Source organism: Trinickia symbiotica (assembly GCF_003028655.1).
Taxonomy (GTDB): Bacteria; Pseudomonadota; Gammaproteobacteria; order Burkholderiales; family Burkholderiaceae; genus Trinickia; species Trinickia symbiotica_A.
In genome coordinates this window covers 433986-456442 of record NZ_PYUC01000004.1, presented here as the reverse complement: position 1 = coordinate 456442, position 22457 = coordinate 433986, and the positions used below count along the sequence as shown (strand labels likewise).

At 66.7% G+C, this 22457-nt stretch carries 20 protein-coding genes; 8 read left to right on the top strand and 12 right to left on the bottom strand.

Translation table 11 applies throughout. From position 1 onward, the window contains the following. Position 1: 1 nt before the first annotated feature. Both C9I57_RS10445 and C9I57_RS10440 read left to right on the top strand, forming a co-directional pair. The gene (locus C9I57_RS10445) at positions 2 to 748 is read left to right on the top strand and encodes an RNA polymerase sigma factor (RefSeq protein ID WP_440130190.1); all 747 of its coding nucleotides are present in this window, start codon (positions 2 to 4) and stop codon (positions 746 to 748) included. Beyond that, on the top strand, positions 748 to 1668 hold the full coding sequence (locus C9I57_RS10440; protein WP_107150531.1) for an anti-sigma factor family protein: 921 nt from the start codon (positions 748 to 750) through the stop codon (positions 1666 to 1668). The genes C9I57_RS10445 and C9I57_RS10440 overlap by 1 nt, the downstream gene beginning before the upstream one ends. A gap of 26 nt (positions 1669 to 1694) precedes the next feature. On the opposite strand, the gene C9I57_RS33600 is transcribed toward C9I57_RS10440, so the two are convergent. The 6 genes from C9I57_RS33600 to C9I57_RS10410 form a co-directional block, all read right to left on the bottom strand. Next, positions 1695 to 2936 (bottom strand): response regulator, encoded by a 1242-nt coding sequence (locus C9I57_RS33600; RefSeq protein WP_107150530.1) that lies wholly within the window; start codon positions 2934 to 2936, stop codon positions 1695 to 1697. A 67-nt stretch (positions 2937 to 3003) separates the two neighbouring features. After that, positions 3004 to 3612: a PqiC family protein gene (locus C9I57_RS10430; RefSeq protein WP_107150529.1), complete on the bottom strand. Its 609-nt coding sequence runs from the start codon at positions 3610 to 3612 to the stop codon at positions 3004 to 3006. Further along, complete coding sequence (locus tag C9I57_RS10425; RefSeq protein WP_107150528.1) at positions 3609 to 4934, bottom strand: MlaD family protein; 1326 nt, start codon at positions 4932 to 4934, stop codon at positions 3609 to 3611. The genes C9I57_RS10430 and C9I57_RS10425 overlap by 4 nt, the downstream gene beginning before the upstream one ends. Continuing rightward, positions 4931 to 6196, bottom strand: a complete 1266-nt coding sequence (locus tag C9I57_RS10420; protein WP_107150527.1) for a paraquat-inducible protein A — start codon at positions 6194 to 6196, stop codon at positions 4931 to 4933. The genes C9I57_RS10425 and C9I57_RS10420 overlap by 4 nt, the downstream gene beginning before the upstream one ends. A gap of 97 nt (positions 6197 to 6293) precedes the next feature. Continuing rightward, entirely contained in the window at positions 6294 to 7442 is a 1149-nt protein-coding gene (locus tag C9I57_RS10415) for a DUF1501 domain-containing protein (protein ID WP_107150526.1), read from the bottom strand. Between the two features lie 3 nt (positions 7443 to 7445). Continuing rightward, positions 7446 to 9047, bottom strand: coding sequence for a DUF1800 domain-containing protein (locus C9I57_RS10410; RefSeq protein WP_107150525.1), 1602 nt, complete (start codon positions 9045 to 9047; stop codon positions 7446 to 7448). A gap of 229 nt (positions 9048 to 9276) precedes the next feature. Between C9I57_RS10410 and C9I57_RS10405 the strand changes: the two genes are divergently transcribed. Then, the gene (locus C9I57_RS10405) at positions 9277 to 9762 is read left to right on the top strand and encodes an aminoacyl-tRNA deacylase (protein ID WP_026229992.1); all 486 of its coding nucleotides are present in this window, start codon (positions 9277 to 9279) and stop codon (positions 9760 to 9762) included. Between the two features lie 41 nt (positions 9763 to 9803). Here C9I57_RS10405 and C9I57_RS10400 read toward each other — a convergent pair whose 3' ends face one another. Genes C9I57_RS10400 through C9I57_RS10390 form a run of 3 tightly spaced genes read right to left on the bottom strand, consistent with a single transcriptional unit; the run spans position 9804 to position 11376 of the window. After that, positions 9804 to 10334: a periplasmic heavy metal sensor gene (locus C9I57_RS10400; RefSeq protein ID WP_107150524.1), complete on the bottom strand. Its 531-nt coding sequence runs from the start codon at positions 10332 to 10334 to the stop codon at positions 9804 to 9806. After that, positions 10331 to 10777: a hypothetical protein gene (locus C9I57_RS10395; RefSeq protein ID WP_107150523.1), complete on the bottom strand. Its 447-nt coding sequence runs from the start codon at positions 10775 to 10777 to the stop codon at positions 10331 to 10333. The genes C9I57_RS10400 and C9I57_RS10395 overlap by 4 nt, the downstream gene beginning before the upstream one ends. After that, positions 10774 to 11376, bottom strand: coding sequence for an RNA polymerase sigma factor (locus tag C9I57_RS10390; RefSeq protein WP_440130189.1), 603 nt, complete (start codon positions 11374 to 11376; stop codon positions 10774 to 10776). Before C9I57_RS10390 ends, C9I57_RS10395 begins: the two co-directional genes overlap by 4 nt. 417 nt (positions 11377 to 11793) lie before the next feature. On the opposite strand from C9I57_RS10390, the gene C9I57_RS10385 reads away from it, so the two are divergent. The 3 genes from C9I57_RS10385 to C9I57_RS10375 all read left to right on the top strand — a co-directional run bounded on the left by C9I57_RS10385 (position 11794) and on the right by C9I57_RS10375 (position 16138). Next, the gene (locus C9I57_RS10385) at positions 11794 to 12009 is read left to right on the top strand and encodes a DUF3311 domain-containing protein (protein WP_107150521.1); all 216 of its coding nucleotides are present in this window, start codon (positions 11794 to 11796) and stop codon (positions 12007 to 12009) included. Beyond that, entirely contained in the window at positions 12006 to 13478 is a 1473-nt protein-coding gene (locus C9I57_RS10380) for a sodium:solute symporter family protein (protein ID WP_107150520.1), read from the top strand. The genes C9I57_RS10385 and C9I57_RS10380 overlap by 4 nt, the downstream gene beginning before the upstream one ends. Before the next feature lie 110 nt (positions 13479 to 13588). Then, positions 13589 to 16138: a PIG-L family deacetylase gene (locus C9I57_RS10375; RefSeq protein ID WP_107150636.1), complete on the top strand. Its 2550-nt coding sequence runs from the start codon at positions 13589 to 13591 to the stop codon at positions 16136 to 16138. Between the two features lie 46 nt (positions 16139 to 16184). Here the strand turns inward: C9I57_RS10375 and C9I57_RS10370 are convergent, their stop codons facing one another. Next, positions 16185 to 17282, bottom strand: a complete 1098-nt coding sequence (locus C9I57_RS10370; protein WP_107150519.1) for a glycosyltransferase family 4 protein — start codon at positions 17280 to 17282, stop codon at positions 16185 to 16187. Between the two features lie 336 nt (positions 17283 to 17618). Here C9I57_RS10370 and C9I57_RS10365 point away from each other — a divergent pair, with 336 nt between their 5' ends. Beyond that, entirely contained in the window at positions 17619 to 18416 is a 798-nt protein-coding gene (locus C9I57_RS10365) for a sulfite exporter TauE/SafE family protein (RefSeq protein WP_107150634.1), read from the top strand. A 78-nt stretch (positions 18417 to 18494) separates the two neighbouring features. Here the strand turns inward: C9I57_RS10365 and C9I57_RS10360 are convergent, their stop codons facing one another. Next, positions 18495 to 19616 carry a glycosyltransferase family 4 protein gene (locus C9I57_RS10360; RefSeq protein ID WP_258187580.1) on the bottom strand — a complete coding sequence of 374 codons (1122 nt, stop codon included), beginning with the start codon at positions 19614 to 19616 and terminating at the stop codon, positions 18495 to 18497. Beyond that, positions 19583 to 20830 carry an oligosaccharide flippase family protein gene (locus C9I57_RS10355; protein WP_107150518.1) on the bottom strand — a complete coding sequence of 416 codons (1248 nt, stop codon included), beginning with the start codon at positions 20828 to 20830 and terminating at the stop codon, positions 19583 to 19585. The genes C9I57_RS10360 and C9I57_RS10355 overlap by 34 nt, the downstream gene beginning before the upstream one ends. A gap of 342 nt (positions 20831 to 21172) precedes the next feature. Here C9I57_RS10355 and C9I57_RS10350 point away from each other — a divergent pair, with 342 nt between their 5' ends. Further along, positions 21173 to 22423: a glycosyltransferase gene (locus tag C9I57_RS10350; RefSeq protein ID WP_181321797.1), complete on the top strand. Its 1251-nt coding sequence runs from the start codon at positions 21173 to 21175 to the stop codon at positions 22421 to 22423. The last annotated feature ends 34 nt before the right edge of the window (positions 22424 to 22457 follow it).

The window sequence follows — 22457 nt, the reverse complement described above, 5'->3', positions numbered from 1 at the left end:
CATGCGATCGACTACCGCGAGCGGTGACACGGGAATAAACTGGGCGCGCGGCCGGTATGGAGCCGTAAAACCCGGAGGGGTCACGGTGGCCGAGATCGACAGCAAGGGTCAGCGCTCGCTTGACGACGCCGAGCGCAGCCGACGCTTTCAGCAGATGGCGCTGCCGCATCTCGATGCGGCCTACAACCTTGCGCGCTGGCTTTCCGGCAACGCGAGCGACGCGGAAGACATCGTCCAGGAGGCGTTCATGCGCGCGTTCCGCTTCTTCGATTCGTTCCACGGCGAGAGCGCGCGGCCGTGGCTGCTCGCAATCGTGCGCCGCACCTGGTACACCGAATGGCAACGGCGCAGTTCCTCGCACGAGGTGGCCGCGTTCGACGACGAGATCGACCAGGCCGACGATACGGCGATCGACGGCTGGAGCACGGCGCCGAGCGATCCGCAGGCGCTGCTGATTCGCGAGGAGGATACGCGGCTCGTGCACGAGGCGCTCGCGCAACTGCCGGTCGAGTTCCGCGAAGTCCTCATCCTGCGGGAGCTCGAGGACATGAGCTATCGCGACATCGCGGCCGTCGCGGATCTTCCGATCGGAACCGTCATGTCGCGCCTGACGCGCGCGCGGCGCAAGCTCGCGACATTGTTGAAAGCGCGGCTCGCGGCGGGCAGCGCCGGCGGCTCGCAAGCGGCGGCGTCGATGCGTCGGCAACCGCCGCCCGAGCCCGGCCCAATTTGCGAGGGAGACGCCTGATGGAGTGCAAAGAAGTGCGGCCGCTCATCGACGCGTACGTCGATCGCGAGCTTTCCTCGTCCGAAGCCCGGCACGTCGAAGCGCATCTCGAACAATGCCCCGAGTGCCGCCGCGAGAGCGAAGCCGTGTTCGGCGTCAGCCGCATCGTACGTCAGGCCGTCTATCATCGAGCGCCGGAGCCGCTGCGTTCGCGCATCATGGCAGCGCTGCCGCAGGCGGCGCCCGAAGCTGAGCCCGAAGCGAGGACCGAACCCGGGCCGGCTCCGGAATCGCGCCGCCCCGCGCGCACGAGGTCGTGGCTCGATGGTTGGCGCCTGCCACGCTTCACGGGCGGCGGCGTGGCGGGAGCGCGTGCGGGAACCGGCACCGCGCCCCGCTTCGGCACGCTGGGCACCGTAGGCGCCATGGGCCTCGCGCTTTTCGCGGCGGCGGCCATCGTCGCGGTCACGATCGCCCTTCACCCGCGCCAGACGGCCTCGGGCGCCTTCGTCGACGAACTCGTTTCGAGCCACGTTCGCGCGCAGTTGTCGGGACGTGACATCGACGTCATCTCGACCGATCAGCACACGGTGAAGCCGTGGTTCAACGGCCGGCTCGACTATGCCCCGCCCGTGGAAGACCTCGCATCGAGCGGATTCGCGCTCGTCGGTGGGCGCCTCGACTACGTCGGGCATCGCCGCGTCGCCGTCCTCATCTATCGCTATCGCAAGCATGTCGTCGACGCCTATGTGTTCCCCGATGCCGAATCGGGGGCGGCCGCCGAGGCAGAAGCCGGCGCGCCGGCGCTCGTACGCGACGGGTATGCGCTCGTCCGCTGGCGCGAGCATGGCATGGTCTGGTGGGCCGTCACTGATGCCGCCCCCGACGTGCTGCACCGGTTCGAAGACGCGATGCACGCGAGACTCGCCGCGGGAGGCTGATGCGAATGAGGCCTGACCGATAGGGCCTAGGTCTGCAAGGGCGATTCGTCGATGAACCGCAACAGGGTAGTCGGATCGACCGGCTTCACGAAATGATCGTCGAATCCCACTTCGCGGCTGCGGCTGCGGTCCGCTTCCTGACCGTAACCGGTGAGCGCGGCGAAACGGCACCGGTGGGGACCGAGTACGGCGCGCAGGCGGCCGATCAATTGGTAGCCGTCCATGACGGGTAGCCCGATGTCCACGATGGCGATATCGGGCACGAACTGATGGACGACCTGTAGCGCGGAGGCCGGATCGTAGACGGCCCGCACTTCGTGGCCGCACTCCGAAATCAGCAGCGCGAGCGCTTCGACGCCATCGACGTTGTCGTCGACGAGCAGCACGCGTCGCGGTCGCGGCGCCCGTGTTTTTACCACCACCGTCTCGTGCGCACGAGGCTCGCCTGCCTCGCGCGACGCATCGCGCCGCGATGGCTGGCCCGGCAGGCGAATCGTGAACTCGCTGCCCGAACCGGGGCCGTCGCTCTTCGCGCTCACGGTTCCGCCATGCAATTCCACGAGGCTTTTGACGAGCGCGAGGCCGAGGCCGAGGCCGCCCTCGGCGCGATCGACACTGCGCTTGCCCTGGAAAAACAGCCACTGCGCGATGAGCCGAAACGCATCGGATTCCGTGGCTTGCTCGAGCACCTCGCTCGGCAGCACATGCGTGTGAGCCCGGCAAATACGATCGAAGATGCCGCTTTTCTCCGCGTCCCGGAACAAGTCATCCGGGTACGCACAAAAAAGCGTGAACGAATGGCGCCTGGCGAGTTCGTTCCAGAGTTGCTCGAGGCGCACGGCGGCTTCATATTGCCCCGACGCGCAAAGCACGGCGACCATCTCGCCGTACGCGTGGACGGGCGCCCCCGCGGCCGTCATGCCCACCACGTTTGCCAGCAGATCACCGATCGTCGCAAAGAAGCGCGCCTCGTCTGGCCAGCCCTCCACCATGAATTCGGCGAGTGCCGCCTCCGCATCGACAGCCACGAAGCGCCCCTCGAGCGCCGCCGATGTGTCTTCGTCCGTGGCACGAAACTCAGCGATGCGAGGGACGACTAGGGAAAGATGCGCACGCGTGGCAATGACGATCGCGCCGCCTCGGTGAAGCAGCGCATCGCTTGCAAATTCGACCACCTCGTCGATCAGTTGCCCATCCGAGTGATAAAAGCGGACGAAGTGTCCGGTGGCATGGTCTGGCCGAATCAGCGCGCGGCCGGCGGGCTCCATAGGGTCTCCATGCTTTATCTTCGGAAAAACAGGGCGAGCACCTGGCATGCCTGTTAGGCATGGGCCATCAATGGCCGCCGATCGACTCCGAGATCCGATCCGCGAGCTCGCCCATCGCTCTGCTCAACGCGGCGGCCTGCGCCGCGGCCCCGCTGCCCGAGCCGTGCGTCGCGAGAGTCGTCTCGCGCGTCAGCACCGGTTGCGCCCCGCGCCCCGCCATCAAGGTCCACGCCGCCTGCAACGTCAGCGCGCCATTCGCGTCGGCATCGAGATCGAGGACGGTTACCACGAGCTTGCGCGTATCGGCTGGAGCCGGCGCGTCGGGAAAGACGAACGCTCCGGCCGGCAGGCGGCTATAGAGATCCTGCGCCAGCACGCCGCGCATCATCTGGCCGAGCGGCGCGCCCCAGCGGTCGCTGTCGCCAACGGTAAGACGGTTCGGGGCAACGCGCGTCACGACTTCGGGACGATCGACCATCGCCGGAATGTGTACGGCGGTGAGCTGGACCGGCGGTAGCGGTCCGGACGCGATCGGCGCCGACGCGGGGACGGCATCGAGCGCGAAATAGTGCGTCGGCGGGCTATGGCCGCAACCGGCCGCGAGCATCGTCGCGCACAGCATCGCCGCTGCCGCGAATCGCATCGTCGCCGTCCACCATGCGCGTGCCCGCTTCATTGTCCGCTCCCTTGTCTGCCGCGCACGAGCGCCTCGGGATGGCGGTCGAGGTAGTCGGCGAGCGCGCGGACCGAGCGCGCCATGTCGGTCATCTCGCGCAACGCGGCCGGCAAATCGTTCTGGCTCGTCGCATCGCCGCCGATCGTGCGGTTCGCGGCGGACACGGCGTTGTCGGCGGCGCTCGCCGTTTCGCGCAGTTGCGCGACGAGGGGGCCGACCTGCGGCGACACCTCCCTCAACGTGCGATCGATCTCGGTCACGGCGCGATCGATATGCGCGATGCTGTCGGCCACTTGCGGCGACGAAGCGAGCGCGCCGACGCGAGCCGCCACGCGGCGAACGTCGTTGCCCGTTTCCGCGATCGGCAGCGCGTCGATCTTCGTCATCACATGATTGGCCTTGTTCATCACCTGGTCCGCCTTCGATGTAATCGAATCGATATCGGGCTGGGCGATGCTCGGGATCACGGGCGCATCCGCACCGGCTACCAAAGACGCCGGCGGCGCGCCTGACACGAATTCGAGCTTCACCTTGCGCGGGCCGACGAGGGGTGGATCCTGCGCGAGGCTCGCGCGCAGCCCCTCGCCGACGAGCCGTTTCATCATGTCGTCGACGACGGGGCGCCAGTCTCCGTTCGCGGGCCGCGCCACTTCACCGATGCCGAGCCGCGCGGGTTCGATCGCGATCCGCACGGGCGTGCTCAGCGTGCCGGTAGAGGGGTCGTAAGCGAGGTGGACGCTCGTGACGGCGCCGACCTCGAAGCCGCGCAGCTCGACCGGCGCACCGTCCTCGAGCTTGCCGACGGCGCCGTCGAACCGCACGTCATAGGCGATCGCCGGTCCCCCGGACGCCGTCAGCACGGGACGCTTCGTGCTGCCCGTGAAGTGCCGGGCCGGCTTGCCCGGTCCGGGCTCCATGGCGATTTCGGGCCCCGACAGCAGGTCTTTGAGCGAAGACGGGTCGCTGATATCGAGCTCAGCGCCTTTCAAGAAGAACCGCGTCCCGCTGCGCAGGTAGCGATCCTGCTTGCGATCGATTTCGAGCTTGACGTCGACATGCTGTCCGTCGGGCGCAAGCTCGACGTCGGAGACGTCGCCGATCTTCACGCCGCGCATCGTCACCATCGTCTCGTCGGCCTTCATGCCGTAGGCGTTGTCGAAGGTGACGGTGACGGTTTCCCCGCCATGCGTGAGCGCGCGGATGCCGAGCCATCCCGCGACGCCGAACGCCGCGATCGGGACGGCCCAGATCCAGCCGGGCCAGGCACTGCGGCGCACCTCGGCCTGCGTGCGCCGCAATCGGGCTTCGCGCGTTTCGGTCATGGCAGCGTTCCGGGGGGCGTGGGCAAGCTCGCGGGCGGCGAGCGGCGCGGCTCGTTCGCTCGCCTTTTCCTCGTATGCACGTCCCACATGAGGCGCGGATCGAAGGCGCGCGAAGCCAACATCGTGAAGAAGACGACGAGCGCGAAGGCCGTCGCGCCCGGCGCGGGCCGCGCGGCTGCCATATTGCCGAAGCTGATCAGCGGCACGAACGCGGCGATCGTGAAGACGTCGACGTTCGACCAGCGTCCAAGCTCGTCGATCCATCGATAAAGATGCGCTTTGACGCGCAAATGTCGGCGCGAGCGGCGCATGACCGAGGTGATGAACCATGCCATGCCGACGATTTTCGCGACCGGGATCACGATGCTCGTGCAGAAGACGAGAACGCCGAGCGGCCAGAGGCCGACCTTGAACAGCTCGCCGACGCCATCGATGATGCGTGCCGAAACGTCCTGCCCCATCTCCGTCGAGATCGTCATCGGGTAAACGTTCGCGGGCACGGTGAGGGGAAGCGCGGCAAGCGAGAGCGCGGCGGCGCGGATGACCGCATCCTTCTTGCGCGTGCGCAACGTCAGTCCACAGCGCGGGCAGGGATGCCCTTCGAGTTCCATCGGTGAGATGAGGTCGCAGGCAGTGCACGAGAGCACCGGCTCGCCCTTATGAGGCCAGTGCTCAGGCTCGAGTGCGCGCCAGACCGTGCGGCTGTCGAGCGTCGCCCGAGTCAGCATCGACATCAGCGCGGCAGCGACGAAGCAGTATCCGCCGGGGCCGACCGTGCCGGTGAGGTTCTGCGTCACGCGCGAGTAGCCGATGAAGCAGCCGACGAGGAAGACATCCGGCATGGCCCATAGGTCGAGCGAAAGCGTCCACCGGTAGAGCGGGCCGAGCCCGCTAAAGCGCCAGCCGAGCAACACCGCGGCGAGCGCGAACGTCAGGCCACCGAAGCGAAGGAACGGCAGCACGATGCCGAACGTGCCGAGCAGCGCAGCGAGGATCGGATAGCCGCTTCCCCACATCTGAACAATGCCCGAACCCAGCACCGACGTGCGCTCGCCGTTCAGCAGGTGAACGGTCATGAGCGGCGCGAGGTTCGCCGGGAACAGCAGCACGAACGTCGCCAACGAACAGGCGAGCGCCGCGCCGATACTGCGGCCGGTTCTGCGCTCGAGCGGAAAGTGGCAGATACGGCAGCGCGCCATCATGCGCTGCGTAAGCGGTGGAATGTCCTCGAGCGCACCGCATTCGGGGCAGCCGATCGTCATGTCACCTCGCTTTCGACGAGCCTGCGATTCAAGCCGTCGTGCAAGCTTCGTTCCAGACGCGCGGCGAGAGGCGTCGGTCAGATGCCCCTGCCCCTGCTCAAGCCTTGATGAGCCCCTCGAACGGCTTACCTTCGCTTTTTTGCAAGAACAGTGCCGCCGCTGTGCGATGCCCGTCGAGCCCGAACGTTTCTGCCGCCGCGCAGGCAATCACGGCGTCGAGCGAAGCCGTCGGCTTCAAATCGCGTCCCTCGTAGAGGTCGGCGCTGCGCAAGCCAGGCCAGTCCGCCACGACGCGCCCGCCGGCCACCGCGCCGCCGAGCAGCATCGCCACCGAGCCCGTGCCGTGATCGGTTCCGCCCGTCCCGTTCGCCGCGGCCGTTCGGCCGAATTCCGTCGCGACGAGAACGGTCGTGTCGGCCCAGACAGGGCCGAGGCCATCCCGCAGCGACGCGAGCATCGTGTCGAGCGCCTTCAGTTGCGCCGCGAGCCGCCCGTTCTGCGCGCTGTGCGTATCCCATCCGCCCGTCTCGATCATCGCGATGCGCGGACCGTCGTCGCGCGCGAGAAAGCCGGCGGCCAGCTTGCCGATGCCAGCCGGATCCTGCTTCGCCCCGGTTGGCCCGCCCATCTCGCGGGTCGCCATCGCAGCGTTCCAGAGCGGCCCCAGCTGAGCGTCGCGCTCGTAGAGCTGGCCGACGCGCAGCAAGAGATCGTCGGACGGGCCCGGCAAGCCCGACGGGGCATACGAAGTGACTTCGAATTTGCCGCGCAGCGCCGTCGGCACGGTCGGCGCAATGGCGATCGCCTGCGCGCGATTCGTCGGCAGCATGCCGACGAGACGGTTCAGCCAGCCGTCGCGAAACTGATACGGCGAGGTGCCGCCCGTCTCGAGCACGTTCTGGCCGTCGAAATGCGAGCGGTCGCGATAAGGCGTGGCGACGGCGTGGACGAAGAGCGCCTGCCTGGCCGCATAGAGCTCGGCCGTCCGCTGCAGCGACGGGTGCAGCGCGAATGTGCCGTCGAGCTTCTTCGCCGCCGAGACGTCGACCGTGAGTTCGCGCCGCAAGGTGGCATAGGCGGGCTCGGCATACGGCACGACGATATGGAGGCCATCGGCCGCGCCGCGCTGAATGATGAAGACGAAGCGACGCGTCGTCGCGGTGTGCGCGAACGCGATATAGGGAGCCACGAGCATCGCGCCCGCCCCCGCCGCCGACACGGTCAAAAACCTGCGACGCGAAACCATGGTCTACCTCCGTTGAAAATCGGGCGAGACAAGCAGCAGCGCAAGCGCTGTCGGGGCGCTTTCCGCGCGCGAGATTTCGAGCGCGGTGGTCGGGTCAAGCGGCCCGCCCATGAGCCGCGGACCGAGCTCACGCGCATCGACGCGGTCGCCCACGCGCGCCGCGAGACGCTGAGCGAGCTCGACGCGCCGCATCAGCGCATCGGGTGCCGCCCAGCTCGCCGCCACGTCGTCATAGCCGGCCGGCGAGCCGGGGCGCCAAACGGGCTGGCCGAGCTGGGTCAGCATCGGCGCCGCGTGTTGCCGATCGTCGAGTCGCGGCACGCCGGTCCCACGCAGCGCGGAGATCGTCCAGTCCCATGGCGTCTTGAACTTGGCCGGAAGCGGCGCCCAGGCTTCGGGCGATGCGATCAAGGCGCGGTAGAGGGTCGGCAGATCGCCGCCGCTCGTCTCGAATGCGCTCGCGAGCCGCTCGACCGTCGACGGGCTCGGATTGTCCGAGACGAAATGGCGCGCGAGCTTGAAGGCGATATGGCGCGCCGTGGCTCGCGAGGCGGCAAGATCGTGGAGCACGGCAACCGCCTGCGCCTCGCCTTGCTCGGCATAACGGCGCCCCATGATCGTGCGCTCGCCGGGTTCGTGCAGCTCGGGGCGGAAGATGAAATTGCCTGCTACCGGCTGAGGGGCTACCGGCTGAGACGCCGGAGACTTCCCCATTCCCGCCATCGTCTTGGTCATGCCGCCCACGCGGGCTGCTTGCGGACCGACGACGCTCCATCCCGTCAGTGCGCGCGCGAACTCGGTGACGTCGGCCTGCGTGTAGCCCGTGCGCACGCCAAGCGTATGCAGCTCCATGATTTCGCGCGCGAGGTTCTCGTTCAGCCCGCGCGTATGTGCCGGATCGCGCGCGCTCGCGCGCAAGGCCGCGACGCTGTCGGGACCGACCGAGCGGACTTGATCGAGGAACATCTGCATCGCGGGATGGCGCTCGACGGCGACCAGCAGTTCCTCGAACGTGCCGAGCACATAGGGACGGATCGCCTCCGCCTCGAATGCGCCCGCCAGTGCCGCTACTTCGGGCTTCTCGGTCGAGATCGCGAAGTGATTGGCCCAGAAGTGTACGAGGCGCTCGACGAAGGGAGTGTTCGTCGCCAGCGCGCTATTGACGCGCGCATCCACCGCGGACAGATAGGCGTCGCGCACTTCCATGCGCACTGCCTGCCTTGCAGCTTGCTTGGGAGTCTGACCGGCGGCCTGGCTGGCGACAGCCAGATTGGCCGGCTGGCCCCGCGTTCGCTCGGGATGTCGATTCGGCGCCGGGTTCACGGCGCGATTCGCCATCGCATCGCCTCCCTGGCTCGCCGCCCGGCTCGCGGCCGCTTCGCTCGCCGCTTTCGCCGCGGCCTCGCGGCGCGCCTCGGCATACCGCTCGAACGCGACGTTCGCGCCGGGCTCTCCCGCCCATGCTGCCGGCCACGGCTCATAGGCATCGAGCTGCTCTAGCAGCCACGCTCTCGGATCGGCGGGGACCGCGTCGTCGGGACGCGCGCCAAGGCCGAACCGGTTGAGCGCGACGCCGGCGGCGGTCAAATGAGGTTTGTCGGCCATGCTCCCCTCGTCAGTGCGATGGATACCTGCATTAAACGGGGATCGTCCGATTTTTCCGTCGCACTTTTTTTAAAAAGCTCAGAAAGTGCGTTCAGGAATCCATGGCCTCGCCGCGCCCGCCCCGAAAGCCGCCTATGCTATGAGAACCTTCCGCGAATCCGGCGCGCTCCCCATCGGGCCGCTTCCGTCTTGCGGAGGGGTTCACTCGTCCTATCGAAGGAGGTGCGCCATGTCCATGTCTACCACCCTCGAGGAGTGCCTGCGCACCACGGGCGCCCGCTACGACATCGTCCGTCACCCGTACAGCCATTCGAGCGTCGAGACAGCCGTGGCCGCACACGTGCCCGGCGACCGCCTCGCGAAGACCGTCGTTCTCGAAGACGAGCACGGCTACGTCGCGGCGGTGCTGCCGTCGACGCATTCGGTGCGGCTGTCCGAGCTTTGGGCCAAGACCGGGCGCCATTTGACCCTCGCCAAGGAAACCGATATGCGCGAGTTGTTCAAGGATTGCGATCTGGGCGCGCTACCGCCGGTCGGGACGGCCTATGGCATGCAGACCTATCTCGACGAAGCGCTCACGCGGCAGCCCGACGTCTACTTCGAAGCCGGCGACCACGAAGCCCTGGTCCATATGGACGTCGACCAATTCCTCGCGCTCATGGGCAACGCGGAACGCGTACGGTTCGCCCATCGCAATCAGAGCACATCGGTCTGAACGCGCCGCCGCGGCTTCGAGCCGCGGCTTGGGGCGACTAGCTAGCGGCTCGCCGGGGCCGTCGCGCCCGCCACTGGCGATGCAGCCGAACTCGACGCGGCTCGCTCAGGCTCGCGCCATTGCCCGCGCGACCTGAGGCTCTGCGCGAACGTCGCTCGCTCGTCGGGCGTCAGCGTCGCGACGAAGTCCGCGACACCTGTCTCCACACGCGTGCGCACGGCAAGATCGGCATCGCGTGTTCTCGATAGCGCCGCATCGAGGGCGGCGCGATCGAACGGCTGCGCGCCGATCGCGTGCAGTACCTCACGTCGGCCTGCGCGCGCCGCCTCCGCGAACGGCCGGCCTTCGCGGCGCGCCTCGCGCAAAGCGTCGACGAACTGTTTGCGCCGCTCAGGCGCCAAATCGGCCGCCGCGAACCGCAGTGCATGCGGATCGGCTCGCGCGGCCACGGCTGCCGCGGAGGGATGGAGCGTGGTGAACCATTGATAAGCCGCGCCGGCAATCCCGCCCAGCAGGAAGACATTCAGCGCGAGGGAGCCGATCACGGCCACCTTCCAACCGCGGGCCGTCATTCCGCACTCCCGTCCGCAGCGGTGGGACCGAACGCCGTCGTCAGATAGCTGGGCTCTTGCGGGCCGGCGGGCGGCGGGTTGCCCGTCAGCATCAGCAGCGACACCGCGAGGGCGCCCACTACGCCGCCGGCCAGCCCCACGCCCGCGAGCGCGGCGCCGGGCCACCAGTGCCCGAGCCAACGGCCCAATCGACGGCCGACTTTCCGGTCGGGCCGCCGCGCGCCGGCATCCGCAAGGATGCGGCGCTCCAGCGCGCGACTTGGGTCCGCGACAAGGTCGTGTGCAAGGTACGCGTCGAGCCGCTCGGCCTCGTCGATGAGAACGCGCGCGGCATCGCGATGCTGGGCGGCCCAGCTTTGGGCCGATGCGCGTTCTTGTGCCGGCCATCGACGCGGATCGCCGCCGTAAGCCTGCACGATCTCGCCAAAACGTTCGGGTGTCATCGTCGATTTACCTTTTCCTTCGGATTGCCGCGGGAGCCCTCCAACAGCAGCGCGCGCATGTTGCGGCGCGCCCGCGACAGCAGGCTTTCGAGCGCCTCGACGGTGATGCCCATGAGCCCCGCCGCCTCGATGTTCGAAAGCTCCTGGTAATAGCCGAGAACGAGTGCCTCGCGCTGCCGCACCGGCAACGCGGCTAATGCCGCACGCACGCGTGCCCCCTCTTCGCGCGCCTCGAGCGTCGCGTCGAGCGCCGGCTCGCCGGCCTCTTCGATCGCACCGGCGAGTCCGGTCGCGCTCTCGGCATCGTCCGCGGACGGCAGTTCGCGGCGCGCGCGCAATCTGTCGTAACAGAGGTTGAGCGCGACGCGATGCAGCCACGTATCGAAGCGCGCTTCGCCCGGGCGCCAATGCGGCGCTTGCTTCCAGGCTCGCACGAATGTCTCTTGCGCCACGTCCTCGGCCTCCATGCGATCGCCGAGCATGCGCTGGGCGAGCGCGATGACCCGCGGCAGCTTGCGTGCGACGAGCTCCCGCGCGGCCGCGGGATCCGAGCGGCCCACGCGCGCGACGAGCTCGGCGTCCGGGTCCTCTTCGCTCAACGGGCGCCGCTCCACGGCCAAGCGCCGGGCGCCTTGCCGCCAGGCACCGCGCGAGGCAGGGACTCGGTCTTGCGTGTCACTGTTTCCGCTCCTTCCCTTCGATCTTTCAGCTTTTTTCGTCCCGGTGAAAGCACCGGCGCGGTGGCCACCGGCGACGCCGGACGTCGGTGTCTTCCCGTTTAAACGCACGACGGGGAAAAATCCGTCGCTCCCTCAATCGTAAGGAGATTCCCTAGGTTCGCCGCTCGGCTTATGAAAAGCAATCGGCCGCTGCGCCTTTGCTCTCGGCGAATCCACTGCCTGCGGGCACCCCGACCCGCTTTTTGAAATCCTTTACGCGGCGAAGGTATCGGGCATAGAGTCGTGACGCAAGCGCGCTCTTCGTCGTCCAACTGGCCTTCCAGGAGTGAAACCACCATGTTTCTTCGGTTGCTCGCCGCGCTGCCGTTCATCGGCGTGCTCGTCGGCGTCCCCTTCGTCAATCGCGTCGAACCGCTCGTGCTCGGCATGCCGCTCGTGCTGGCCTGGATCGTCGCCTGGGTCGTGCTGACGTCCATCATCATGGCCGTCGTCTACGCGCTCGACCCGGCCAACCGCGTATCGGGCAAAGCTGCCGAGGAGGCCCGCCCATGAGCAGCGCGCTTCTCATCATCGCCGCCTTTACGGTGCTCGCCCTCGTGCTCGGGCTGCGCGCCCGTCACGGGCACGACATGAATCTCGAGCAGTGGTCCGTCGGCGGCCGCAGCTTCGGCACCGCCTTCGTCTTTCTGCTGATGGCGGGCGAAATCTACACGACGTTTACGTTCCTCGGCGGCAGCGGCTTCGCGTACGGCAAGGGAGCAGCCGTTTTCTATATCCTCCCTTACGCCACGCTCGCCTACATCATCTCGTACTGGCTGCTGCCGCCGATCTGGCGCTACGCAAAGGCGAACCGGCTCGTGTCGCAGCCGCACTTTCTGTCGAGCAAGTATTCGAGCCACGCGCTCGGCGTGCTCGTCGCGGTCGTCGACGTCGTCGCGCTCGTCCCTTATCTCGTCTTGCAGTTCAAGGGGCTCGGGATCATCGTCGAAACGACCTCCTACGGCGCGATTCCCCCGGCCGCCGCAATTTGGATCGGCGCGATCGTCGTGACCGCCTACGTCACGATATCGGGCGTGCGCGGCTCGGCCTGGAACTCGGTCATCAAGGATCTGATGATCCTCGGCGTCGTTCTCTTCCTCGGCATCTATCTGCCGATCCACTATTACGGCGGCATCGGATCGATGTTCCATGCAATCGACGCGGCCAAGCCCGGCTTCCTCTCGTTCCCCGAGAAAGGCTCGAGCGTGTCGTGGTTCCAGTCGACGGTGCTGCTGACGGCGCTCGGCTTCTTCATGTGGCCGCATACGTTCGCCTCGTGCTTCACGGCGCGCGACGAGCGCGTCTTCCGGCGCAACGCCGCGATCCTGCCGATCTACCAATTGATCCTGCTGTTCGTCTTCATCGTCGGTTTCTCAGCGGTGCTGAAGGTCCCGGGACTCAAAGGCACCGACATCGACCTGTCGCTCTTCAAGATCTCGCTGCAGACGTTCGATCCCTGGTTCGTCGGCGTGATCGGTGCCGCAGGCGTGCTGACCGCCCTCGTGCCGGGCTCGATGATCCTCAATGCGGCCGCCACGCTGATTGCCAACGACATCTATCGCGGCGCGATCGACCGCGGCGCGCCCGATGCGCGCGTCGGTCAGGTCGCGCGCATTCTCGTGCCGATCATCGCGCTCGTGGCCGTCGGCTTCACGCTGCATGGCGGCGAAACGATCGTCGCGCTGCTGCTGATGGGCTACAGCTTTGTGACGCAATTGTTCCCGGCTGTCATCGCGAGCCTCGCGGCGCGGCGCTGGGTCACGAAGCAAGGCGCATTTGCCGGCATCATCGCGGGCGTCGCCATCGTTGCTATCACGACACTGACGCATGCGAGCATCGGCTCCTGGTTCCCGTTCCTGCCCGACAAGCTCAAGGATCTCAACATCGGGCTCGTCGCGCTGTCGCTGAACATCATCGTGCTGCTCATCGTCAGCGCGCTCACGCAGCCGCGCGCCGCGGAGCAATCGCATGCGCACACGTAGTCAGCTTGTGAGGGTTACCGCACAGGCTGACACACGCGACGCCGGCACGACACGGTAAGCTCCTTGCCTTGGCGGCGGCGGGAGCGCGCCGCCTTCCGGGGGGAATGTTCATGCCATCGAAGAAGCCGCTGCCAGCTTCGCTCTGGTTGGTCGTCCTTGCGCTGCTCATCGGCACACTGGGGTTTTCCGATCTCATCGCGTTGCGGTACTTCCAGTCGCCGCCGGCAGCACAGGCCGCCACGCCGTTCCGGCTGCCGACGGATTGCGGCGCCGGCACGCTCGTCACCGTCGTCGCCCACCTCGACGACGACCTCCTCTTCGTCAATCCCGGCATCACCGATCGACTCCGCGCCGGCTGGTGCATCGTCACGGTGCATCTGATCGGCGGCGCGAACAATGCGAGTTTCGGGTACGTGCTGACGCGCGAGCGCGGGGTCCGCCAGGCCTATGCGAGGATGGCCGGCGTGCCCGATCAATGGACGGAGTCTACCGTTTGGATCGCGGGCGAGCCCGTGCACAGGATGGTGTTGAACGCGGCACCGCATGTCGTGCTCCTCGAGATGCGCTTGCCCGGCGGCCAGGTGCGCGGCGGGCGCGTGCCGCTCGGCTTGCTGTGGGACGAAGGCGAAACGATCGCCACTTACCCGATGACTGAAAGGAATCCCGGTGGGATGACTGAAAGGAATCCCCGTGGGGCGAGCAATACAGCCGACAAGCAAGCGAGCGGCAGCCGCATCGTGGCGCATTACGATCGCGCCCACATCATCGCCACGCTAGGTGACATTCTCTCGAGCGCCACCGAGATCTATACGCTCAATCCCGATACCCTCCCGTTCCTCGAACACCCCGATCACATCTATGCGGCGCGAATCACGCGTGAAGCCGCGCGCGAGATCGGCACCCAAGCCCCGATCGTCTATCACCTCACCTATGTGACGAGCGCGCTGCCGGCGAACGTGGCGGCCGAAAAGACGCAGAGAAAGCGCGACGAAGTCGCGAGCTACTTCGCGATCGATAGCGATGGCGGCAGCACGGAGCAGGTATTCGGCGAATACGAATGGAACGGCGACTGGGTCGCGCGCCGTTACTTCTTCGATGGCAAGGCCGGCGACGGCATGCCCGCCGTCAGCCTCGTCAACGATCGAACGAGCGAGTGCCTCGCCGAGCCGGGTCCGAACGCGACGGGCGGCCCCGCATCGCCGCGGCTGGCGGCTTGCGACGGCAGCCTCGCGCAGCAATGGCGCTGGCGACCGTTGCCGAGTTATCCCGGCGTTTCGCACGATGCGGCGCTCGTGAGCGTCGCATCGTCGCGCTGCGTGGCCGAACGCCGTGCCACGCTCATCGAGGAAACGTGCGACGCGAGCGATATCGCGCAACGTTTCACGCCTTGGGACTTCGGCATCGTGCGCACGCCGCTCAACCACTGTCTCGGCGAGAAGGACGGCGCGCCCGCCCTCGCCGCCTGCAGCGCGCGAACAGCCGACTATCGCTGGACCATGACGCCGCACTCACGCTGGACAGACTTGCGCTTGTCGGCCGCGATGTACGGTGATGTGACGGGCGACGGTGAGCCGCGCGCCGTCTATGTCGAGCGCCGCGGCGACGGCCCCGGCTTCGACGTGATCGTCGCGCCGCTTGTACAGGACGCGCACGCGACCCGCTGGTACGGCAACGTCGTGCCTTTCGACAGCAAGGCCATCGTGCCGACCTGTCGCGGCGATACGCTTTGCTTCGACTCCACGCGGTTTTTGCTCGCCGACTTCGAAGGCAAGGGCCGAGCCGATCTGATGGCCATCGCCCCGGCCGAGAACGGCGGAACCGCGCTCTGGTTGATGCCGAACGAAGGCGGCGCGTTCGGCGCACCGCGCCTCTGGTACAAGACCACGCCGACACTCGCGCCCGAACGCGCGCAGCAATACGTGGCGGGCGACTTCGACGGCGGCGGACGCGCCGACGTGATGGCGGCCCAGATCAGGCCGGACGGCCGCGGGTACGACTTATGGGTGCTGACGAGCCGAGGCGGCACGGGCAATGCCCCCTCGTTATGGCGCACGGCAGCGCCGCTCGCACCCGCGACGCGATTTTTTGCGGCACGTATCCATGGATCGTCGCGCACGGGGCTGTTCGCGGTCGAAGACAGCGACGGCGGACTGGCCGTTTCGTCGATTGCAAGTTCGGGCCGGGCATTCGGCGCGCCATCGAGCATGCAGCGTTTCGCCGGTTTGCCGTTCGAGCGCGCGAAGATCGCGGTGGGCCCGCTCGACGAGGCAAACGAGAGCGATGGCGGACTCGATGGCCTCGTCGTGTTCAGCGCACGCCAACCGGACAGCGCGGACCACACGAACATCGACGTCTGGACCATCACGCCGGGTCAGCGATTCGCGGCTCCGACTCATGCGGGAACGATCGCCCAAGTCTCGTGGGCCGATATGTTGCCCGCTCTCGTGACGCGCCGCGACGCGACAGGTGGCCGAGCTCCACTCGTCGCGCTCTTCGAGCGCACGAATGCACCGCTCGATGAATTCCACTTCACGGGTGGTGCGCCCGCGCTAGCCGTCTATCCGCTCGACTCGCAAGGCAAGCGGATAGGCTCGCTCGAGCGCTACTCGCAGTTGCCGGGCCGCTATACGGAAACGCTGCGCCTCGACCGGCTCCAATAGACGGGCAGTTGGCCCGCCCCGCTCAGCGAGCAGGGCCTGACCGGGGTTATCCGATCACTTGGCGTGCAATTGCGAGATAACGCTCGGCGGTGTCCTCGAGCGTCATTCCTTCGAGCGGCCGCTCCGTTCGCGGCTCGCCGAGCGCCGCGGCAAGCGCGCGCCCGTAACGCTCGGTATCCGATGTGTCGATGAGCTGCACGCCGGGCCAGCCGCGCGCGAAGTTGAACGAAGGAATCGCGTTTGCGACGATCGGTATCCCCGATGCCAGTGCTTCGAGAAAGCCAATGCTGTGCGCCTCGAAACGAGATGGCATGGCGAACACGCTCGAAGTGCCCAGGATCTCGTCCACGTTTCCCTGCGGCCCTCTGATCTCGACGCGCGAAGCGATGCCGAGCTCGTCGGCGAGCGCCGACACCGCATCGTGATAGGCGCGATCCTCGATCACACCGCACAACAGGAGGCACGCATCGGGCTCGAAGTCGAGCATGCGCTTGAACGCGCGCACCGTTTGGAGCTGTCCCTTCTCTGCAATGTAACGCCCCACCTGCACGACCCGCTTCGAAGGGGCCGGCGCGCTCGTGCCATCCTGCTCGTCGCCGGCCGCGATGCGCTCGTCGTTGAGCGCCCTGCGAAAGCGCGCGGCATCGACACCGTTCGGCACGACGACGAGCGCCGGATGGCGGCCGATCGCCTTGAGATATTCGTCGACGTTTTTCTGCGATACGCCGATGACCGCTTTCGCGCGCAACGACAGAAGACGCTCCGCACGCTGGAGCAGATTGTTTTCGAGGAAGTCGTTGACGCCCGAGTGCATGACCCAGACGATCGGCACGCGAACGGGCAAGGCGCGCACGTAGAGCGCCGGTATGGTCGCATGCGCGAAGATCACGTCGGGCTTGAAACGCCGGATGGCGCGATAGAGAAAAAGCAGGCGGCCGAGCTTCTCGTAGCGCCGCGACGGAAAAACGCATGTCACGCGATGAGCCGCGAGCTCGCGGGCCGCGAGCGCGAAGTCGCCGTGCGCAGGCAACAGCGAAGCGATGCAGACCGTGTGTCCGCTTTGTTGATGATCGATCGCGATGCCTTTGACCAGCATCTCAGCGCCCGAAAGCCGAGGCGCCAGGATCAGCTGAAGTATGCGCATAGTGTCTTTGTCGTCCCCTATTCCCCACCGCTTTCGCCCCCCGCGAGGCCTCGGCATTCATCATTCGTATGCGCCGAACAGTCGCCTTTGCGCCTGCACGAAATTATCGCGCGCCTCTCTCGGCCATCCGCCAACTTGTAGTACCTTTCAGTCGGCCCGCTCGCCGCAGCAGCGGCTGGGCAAAACCCTTTTCCCCGCAGCAAGACAAGCGCCCGCCCGCAGGTTTTGCGACAATGGCGGTCTTTGACGCCGAAATTGTGCGTCGCGATGCCCGCGATTGCCGATCGTTTCAATCACCACGCTGCGCCGCAAAAGGCCGCTCTCCTTATCGAAAACATGGTTTTGCCCCATATCGATCCGCTCTATTCGCTGTCCGGCCTTGCGGTGGGCTTCCTTGTCGGGCTGACCGGCGTCGGCGGAGGCTCGCTGATGACGCCGCTGCTCGTGCTGCTCTTCGGCGTGCATCCGGCCACCGCCGTCGGCACCGATCTGCTTTACGCCGCGGTGACCAAAGCCACCGGTACGCTCGTGCACGGCTTCAAGGGGTCGGTGGACTGGCGCGTGACGGGCCGCCTCGCGGCGGGCAGCGTGCCGGCCGCCGCAGTGACGTTGTGGTTGCTCCATCGCTACGCCACGCATTCGCCGGCGTCGACCGCCTTTCTCCAAGTCGTGCTCGGGGTGGCGCTGCTGATCACGTCGCTCGCCCTCGTGCTGCGTCCGCAGCTGGCCGCCCTCGCCAGCCGCCTGAACGCCGGACAGCGTCGGGAATCGCCCGCGCGCACGACCTTCTGGACGATCGTGACGGGCGCCGTGCTCGGCGTGCTCGTCTCACTGACATCGGTTGGTGCCGGCGCGATCGGCGTGACCGTCCTGCTGCTGCTTTACCCGAGGTTGCCGACGTCACGCATCGTCGGCTCGGACATTGCGCACGCGGTGCCGCTCACGCTGGTCGCGGGCATCGGCCATTGGATGCTGGGATCGGTCGATGGTGCAATGTTGCTCTCGCTGCTGATCGGCTCGCTGCCCGGCATCGCCATCGGCAGTCATCTGTCCTCGCGTTCGCCCGAAGCGCTGCTGCGCAATCTGCTTGCCGCGGTGCTCGTGCTCGTTGGATTGCGGCTCGCCATCATCTGATTCTTCGATGCCGCGATCGGATGGATCGAGTCACGCGAAACCGATCGGACGACCTGCGAGCCGCAAACGCGTCCCGGTTCAGACTCGAAGTTCCGCATCTCGATGCCGCACCACTCGCCGCGCCACGGCCAGATATTGCTCGGCCGAGTCCTGCAGCGTGAGGCCTTTGAGCTCGCGCGCCGCGCGCTGTTGCCGAAGCGCGCTGAGCAGCGCGCGCGCATAAGCGGCCGTATCGTCCGTGTCCAGTAGCTGCACGCCCGGAAAATCTTTCGCAAACGCGAACGGCCCAATGGCGCTCGCAACGATGGGAATGCCCGACGCGAGGGCTTCGAGAAAAGCGATGCTGTGACCTTCCGAATACGACGGCATCGCGAAGACGCTCGCTTCGGCAAGCATTTTCTCGACGTCGGTGCGCGGGCCTTCGACGACGACCGACTCGCCGAGCCCGAGCTTGTCGACGAGCTCGACGACGGCGGCGTAGTAGTCGGGGTCTTCGATGACACCGCATAGCAGCAGGTGCGCGTCGGGCGCTTCACGCAAGACCTCCGCGAAGGCATGCACGGTCTGTATCTGATTCTTGACTTCCGTATAGCGGCCGATCTGCACGATCTGCGGCGGACGCACCACGTCCTCGGGCGGTACGTGGTTGAGAAAGCGAGTCGTGTCGACGCCATTCGGAATCACGATCATCAGCGGGTGCGGCCCGACGTTGGCGAGGTAGTCCTCGACATTCGTCCTCGACACGCCGACGACGGCCCGCGCGCGCGCCGAGAGAATGCGCTCGACGCGCCGAAAGAGCTGGCGCTCGAAATCGTTCGTCGCCGAGTGCATGACATAGACGATCGGCGCGGCGATCGGCAACGCGCGCACATAAAAGGCCGGAATCGTCGCGTGCGCGAAGATGACGTCGGGCCGCATCGAGCGGACAACCTGATAGAGATGCCAGAGCTTGCCCGCGATCGAATGGCGCTTGCGCGGAAAGCGACAGGCCACGTCGTTATCGGCGAGTTCCGTCCGCAGCGGCGCGAAGTCGCCGTGCTCGGGAAGAAGCGAAGTCACGCACACGACGTTGCCTTCGCGCCGCTGGTGCACGGCGAGTTCCTTGGCGAGCACCTCGGCGCCTGACAGCCTCGGCGCCAGGACAAGATGCAAAATGCGCAACGACATCAGCGAGCCTTTACCGTTCGATAAAGCATCCATGCAACAGCGGTTCCGAGCCCTGCCGTCATGCCCCAGGCGATACCGGTTACGCCCCAGTAATGCGTCGCGGGCGGCACGACGGAGAACAATACGATCACCTGCATCACAGACGCGTGCGTCGCCGCCTTCGCATCGCCGACCGCGCGCAGATAGGCGACGAGCACGGCGATGAGCGCACCGAGCGACATGTTGATGACGAAGATGCGAAAGAGCGGCACGGCCGACATCCACTGCGCGCCGAGCACGAGCGAGAAGAGAGGCGCGGCGAGCCAGCGAAGCACGAGCACGACGACGGCAAGACCGACGACGGCGGCCGCGAGATAGAGCTTGAAAATACGCGCCGCCTTCTTCGCATCGCTGCGGTGATGCGCCGAGAACGTCGGGAACAGGTACTGCGACATCGCGATCGCCGCATCGGCGAGCAGCATCTGCGCAAGCCGCGAAGACATTTGATAGGCGCCGAGCTGCGCCGGCCCGAGCATCTTGCCGACGACGATCTTGTCGAACTGATTGAGCACGAGATTGACGACGCTGCTCGCCCAAATCCAGCGCGAAAACGCGACGTAATGGCCGATGCCGTGCCAGCGCACGCGCAGCGGCGGCCGCGGCGTCATCGTTGCCCACGTGAGCGTGCTCTTCAATGCTTCGCCGAGCGCCATGCCGATCAGCACCGAGTAGGCGCCGGCGCCCCCGAGCGCGAGCAGAAGACCGACCGCGCAGTCGGCCATCGCCGCGGCAATCTCGACGAACGCGATGTGCTGAAAGCGGCGTTCCCGCTGAATGACGAAGTAAGTCGGCGACGCGATGCCGCGAATGAGCGGCAGCAAAGCGGCGAGTTGCAGCAGCAACAGCTCGCCCGTCATATGGAACTGACTCTCCATCAGCGGCGCGAGCGCGACGAGCAACAGCCCCACGAAGATGCCGCGCGCGACCAGCGTCGTCCAGACGGCCGAAAGCTCGTCACGCGTGGGGGCTTCGCGGCCCTGGATCACCGCCTGCGCCAAACCTGTGTCGGAGAGCGACTCGGCAATCGCGACGGCCAGCAGCGCCACGCTGACGCTGCCGATGGCGGCTGGCCCCAGAATGCGGCCGATCGCAAGAAACTTGATTGCGACGAGCCCGCGCACCGCCACCTGCTGGAGCAGCACCCAGGTAGCGGCGCTTGCACCGAGGCTCGCGCGCACCGACAAAGCCGCGACCCTGCCTGCTCTCACTTCCCTGCCCCACAAATCACTCACGTGGCCTCACGATGGCAAAACCTACTGAATTGAAAGATTGGTGGAGGACAAAGTAGCGTGTAGACGGCTGCAAGAAGCGCCATCAAATAGGCATCCCACGCCAGCCTTCGCGCATCCCCTGTCGTTTTCCGCCAACGCACCAGCAAATTGGCGTCCCTCAGCTTTGCGCCGGTGCTAGTGTTTCGCCATCGGTACTACGAGACGCGCCAGCGCGCGACAATCGAATACGCGATGACCAATGCAATCTCCTCCCCAGCAGCACATGCCATTCCCGAGGCAGTCCCCAAGACGTTGCAGCCACCGGCGCAGGCCAAACCCATGCGGGAAAGCGTGCTCATCATCGAGCCCAACTTCACCGGACACCGGTGGCGCTATGCGCAGTGGGCCGCCGAAGCCTACACGGAAGCCGGCTATCGCTGCCTCATCGTCACGGAATCGCGCAACGAGGATCATCGGCTCGCGCGCAAGATCGTGGCGGCTGGCCGCAACGATCTCGAGATCGCCTTCGTCGATCCCCCCGAGCCGTGGCGCAACGCGCTGTCGCGGCTCGAGCGCATTCAGTATGTTCGCTATCACCGCTACTTCCGCTATGCATACGGGCTTCTGAGCGACTTTCAACCGGTGGCGCTCGTCGTCGTGCCGTACGTCGACTACTTTCTTTATGCACTGCCGTTCCTCGGCTCTCCGTTCGGCGAAACACCGTGGATCGGCATTACGATGCGCGCCACGTTCCACCATAGGAAAGTCGGCGTGAAGGCGCCCGACCAAAAGGTGGCCAATACCGTCAAGTCGCTCCTCTTTCGCCGGGCCATGCGCGCGCCGGGCATTCGCGCGCTGCTGTCGATCGACCCGACGCTGCCGGAATGGAGCGCGCGCGCGCTCGGCTCGCGCGGCGCCTCGATCCGGTATCTCGCCGATCCGTTTCCCGACGCACGCGCGGACGATCCCGCGCGTGCGCGCGAGCGGCTCAGACTGTCGAGCGGCCCGCATCTGCTCGTCTACGGATCGATCACCGAGCGCAAAGGCATCCGCGAGCTCGTCACGGCGCTCGAGCAGATGAGTCGGGACGAACAGCGCGCCTCGCGAGCCCCGACGCTCGTCGTTGCCGGCGAGCAGGACGACGCGACGCGCGAATTCCTCGCGTTTCATGCGCAGCGCCTCAAGCCGGCACCCGTGCTGCTCGATCTCTTCGTGACCAACGAGATGGAGCTCGATCTGTTTTCCGCGTGCGATGCGGTCTGGCTCGGATACAAAGGTCATTACGGAATGAGCGGCGTGCTCGTGCAGGCGTATCGATTCAAAAAACCCGTCATTGCAACGGCGGATGGGCTCATCGGCTGGTTTTGCCGCAGCGGCGAAATGGGCCCCGTGATCGACGATCTTTCACCCGAGGCGATCGTCAACGCCGTCGAGACCGTATTCGACGACAAGCGCTCCGCCGATCAGTCGAGCGCCGCGACTGCCGCTATCGCCGCAAGTACCGCAATCGGTGGCCCGTCGCACGAGCAATTGCTCGAACGCAATACGCTAGAGCAGTTCAAGCGAACGCTGCGGGAAGCAATGGAATAAAGACGCCAGCACGGCGGCGGCCGCAAGTTGCGTT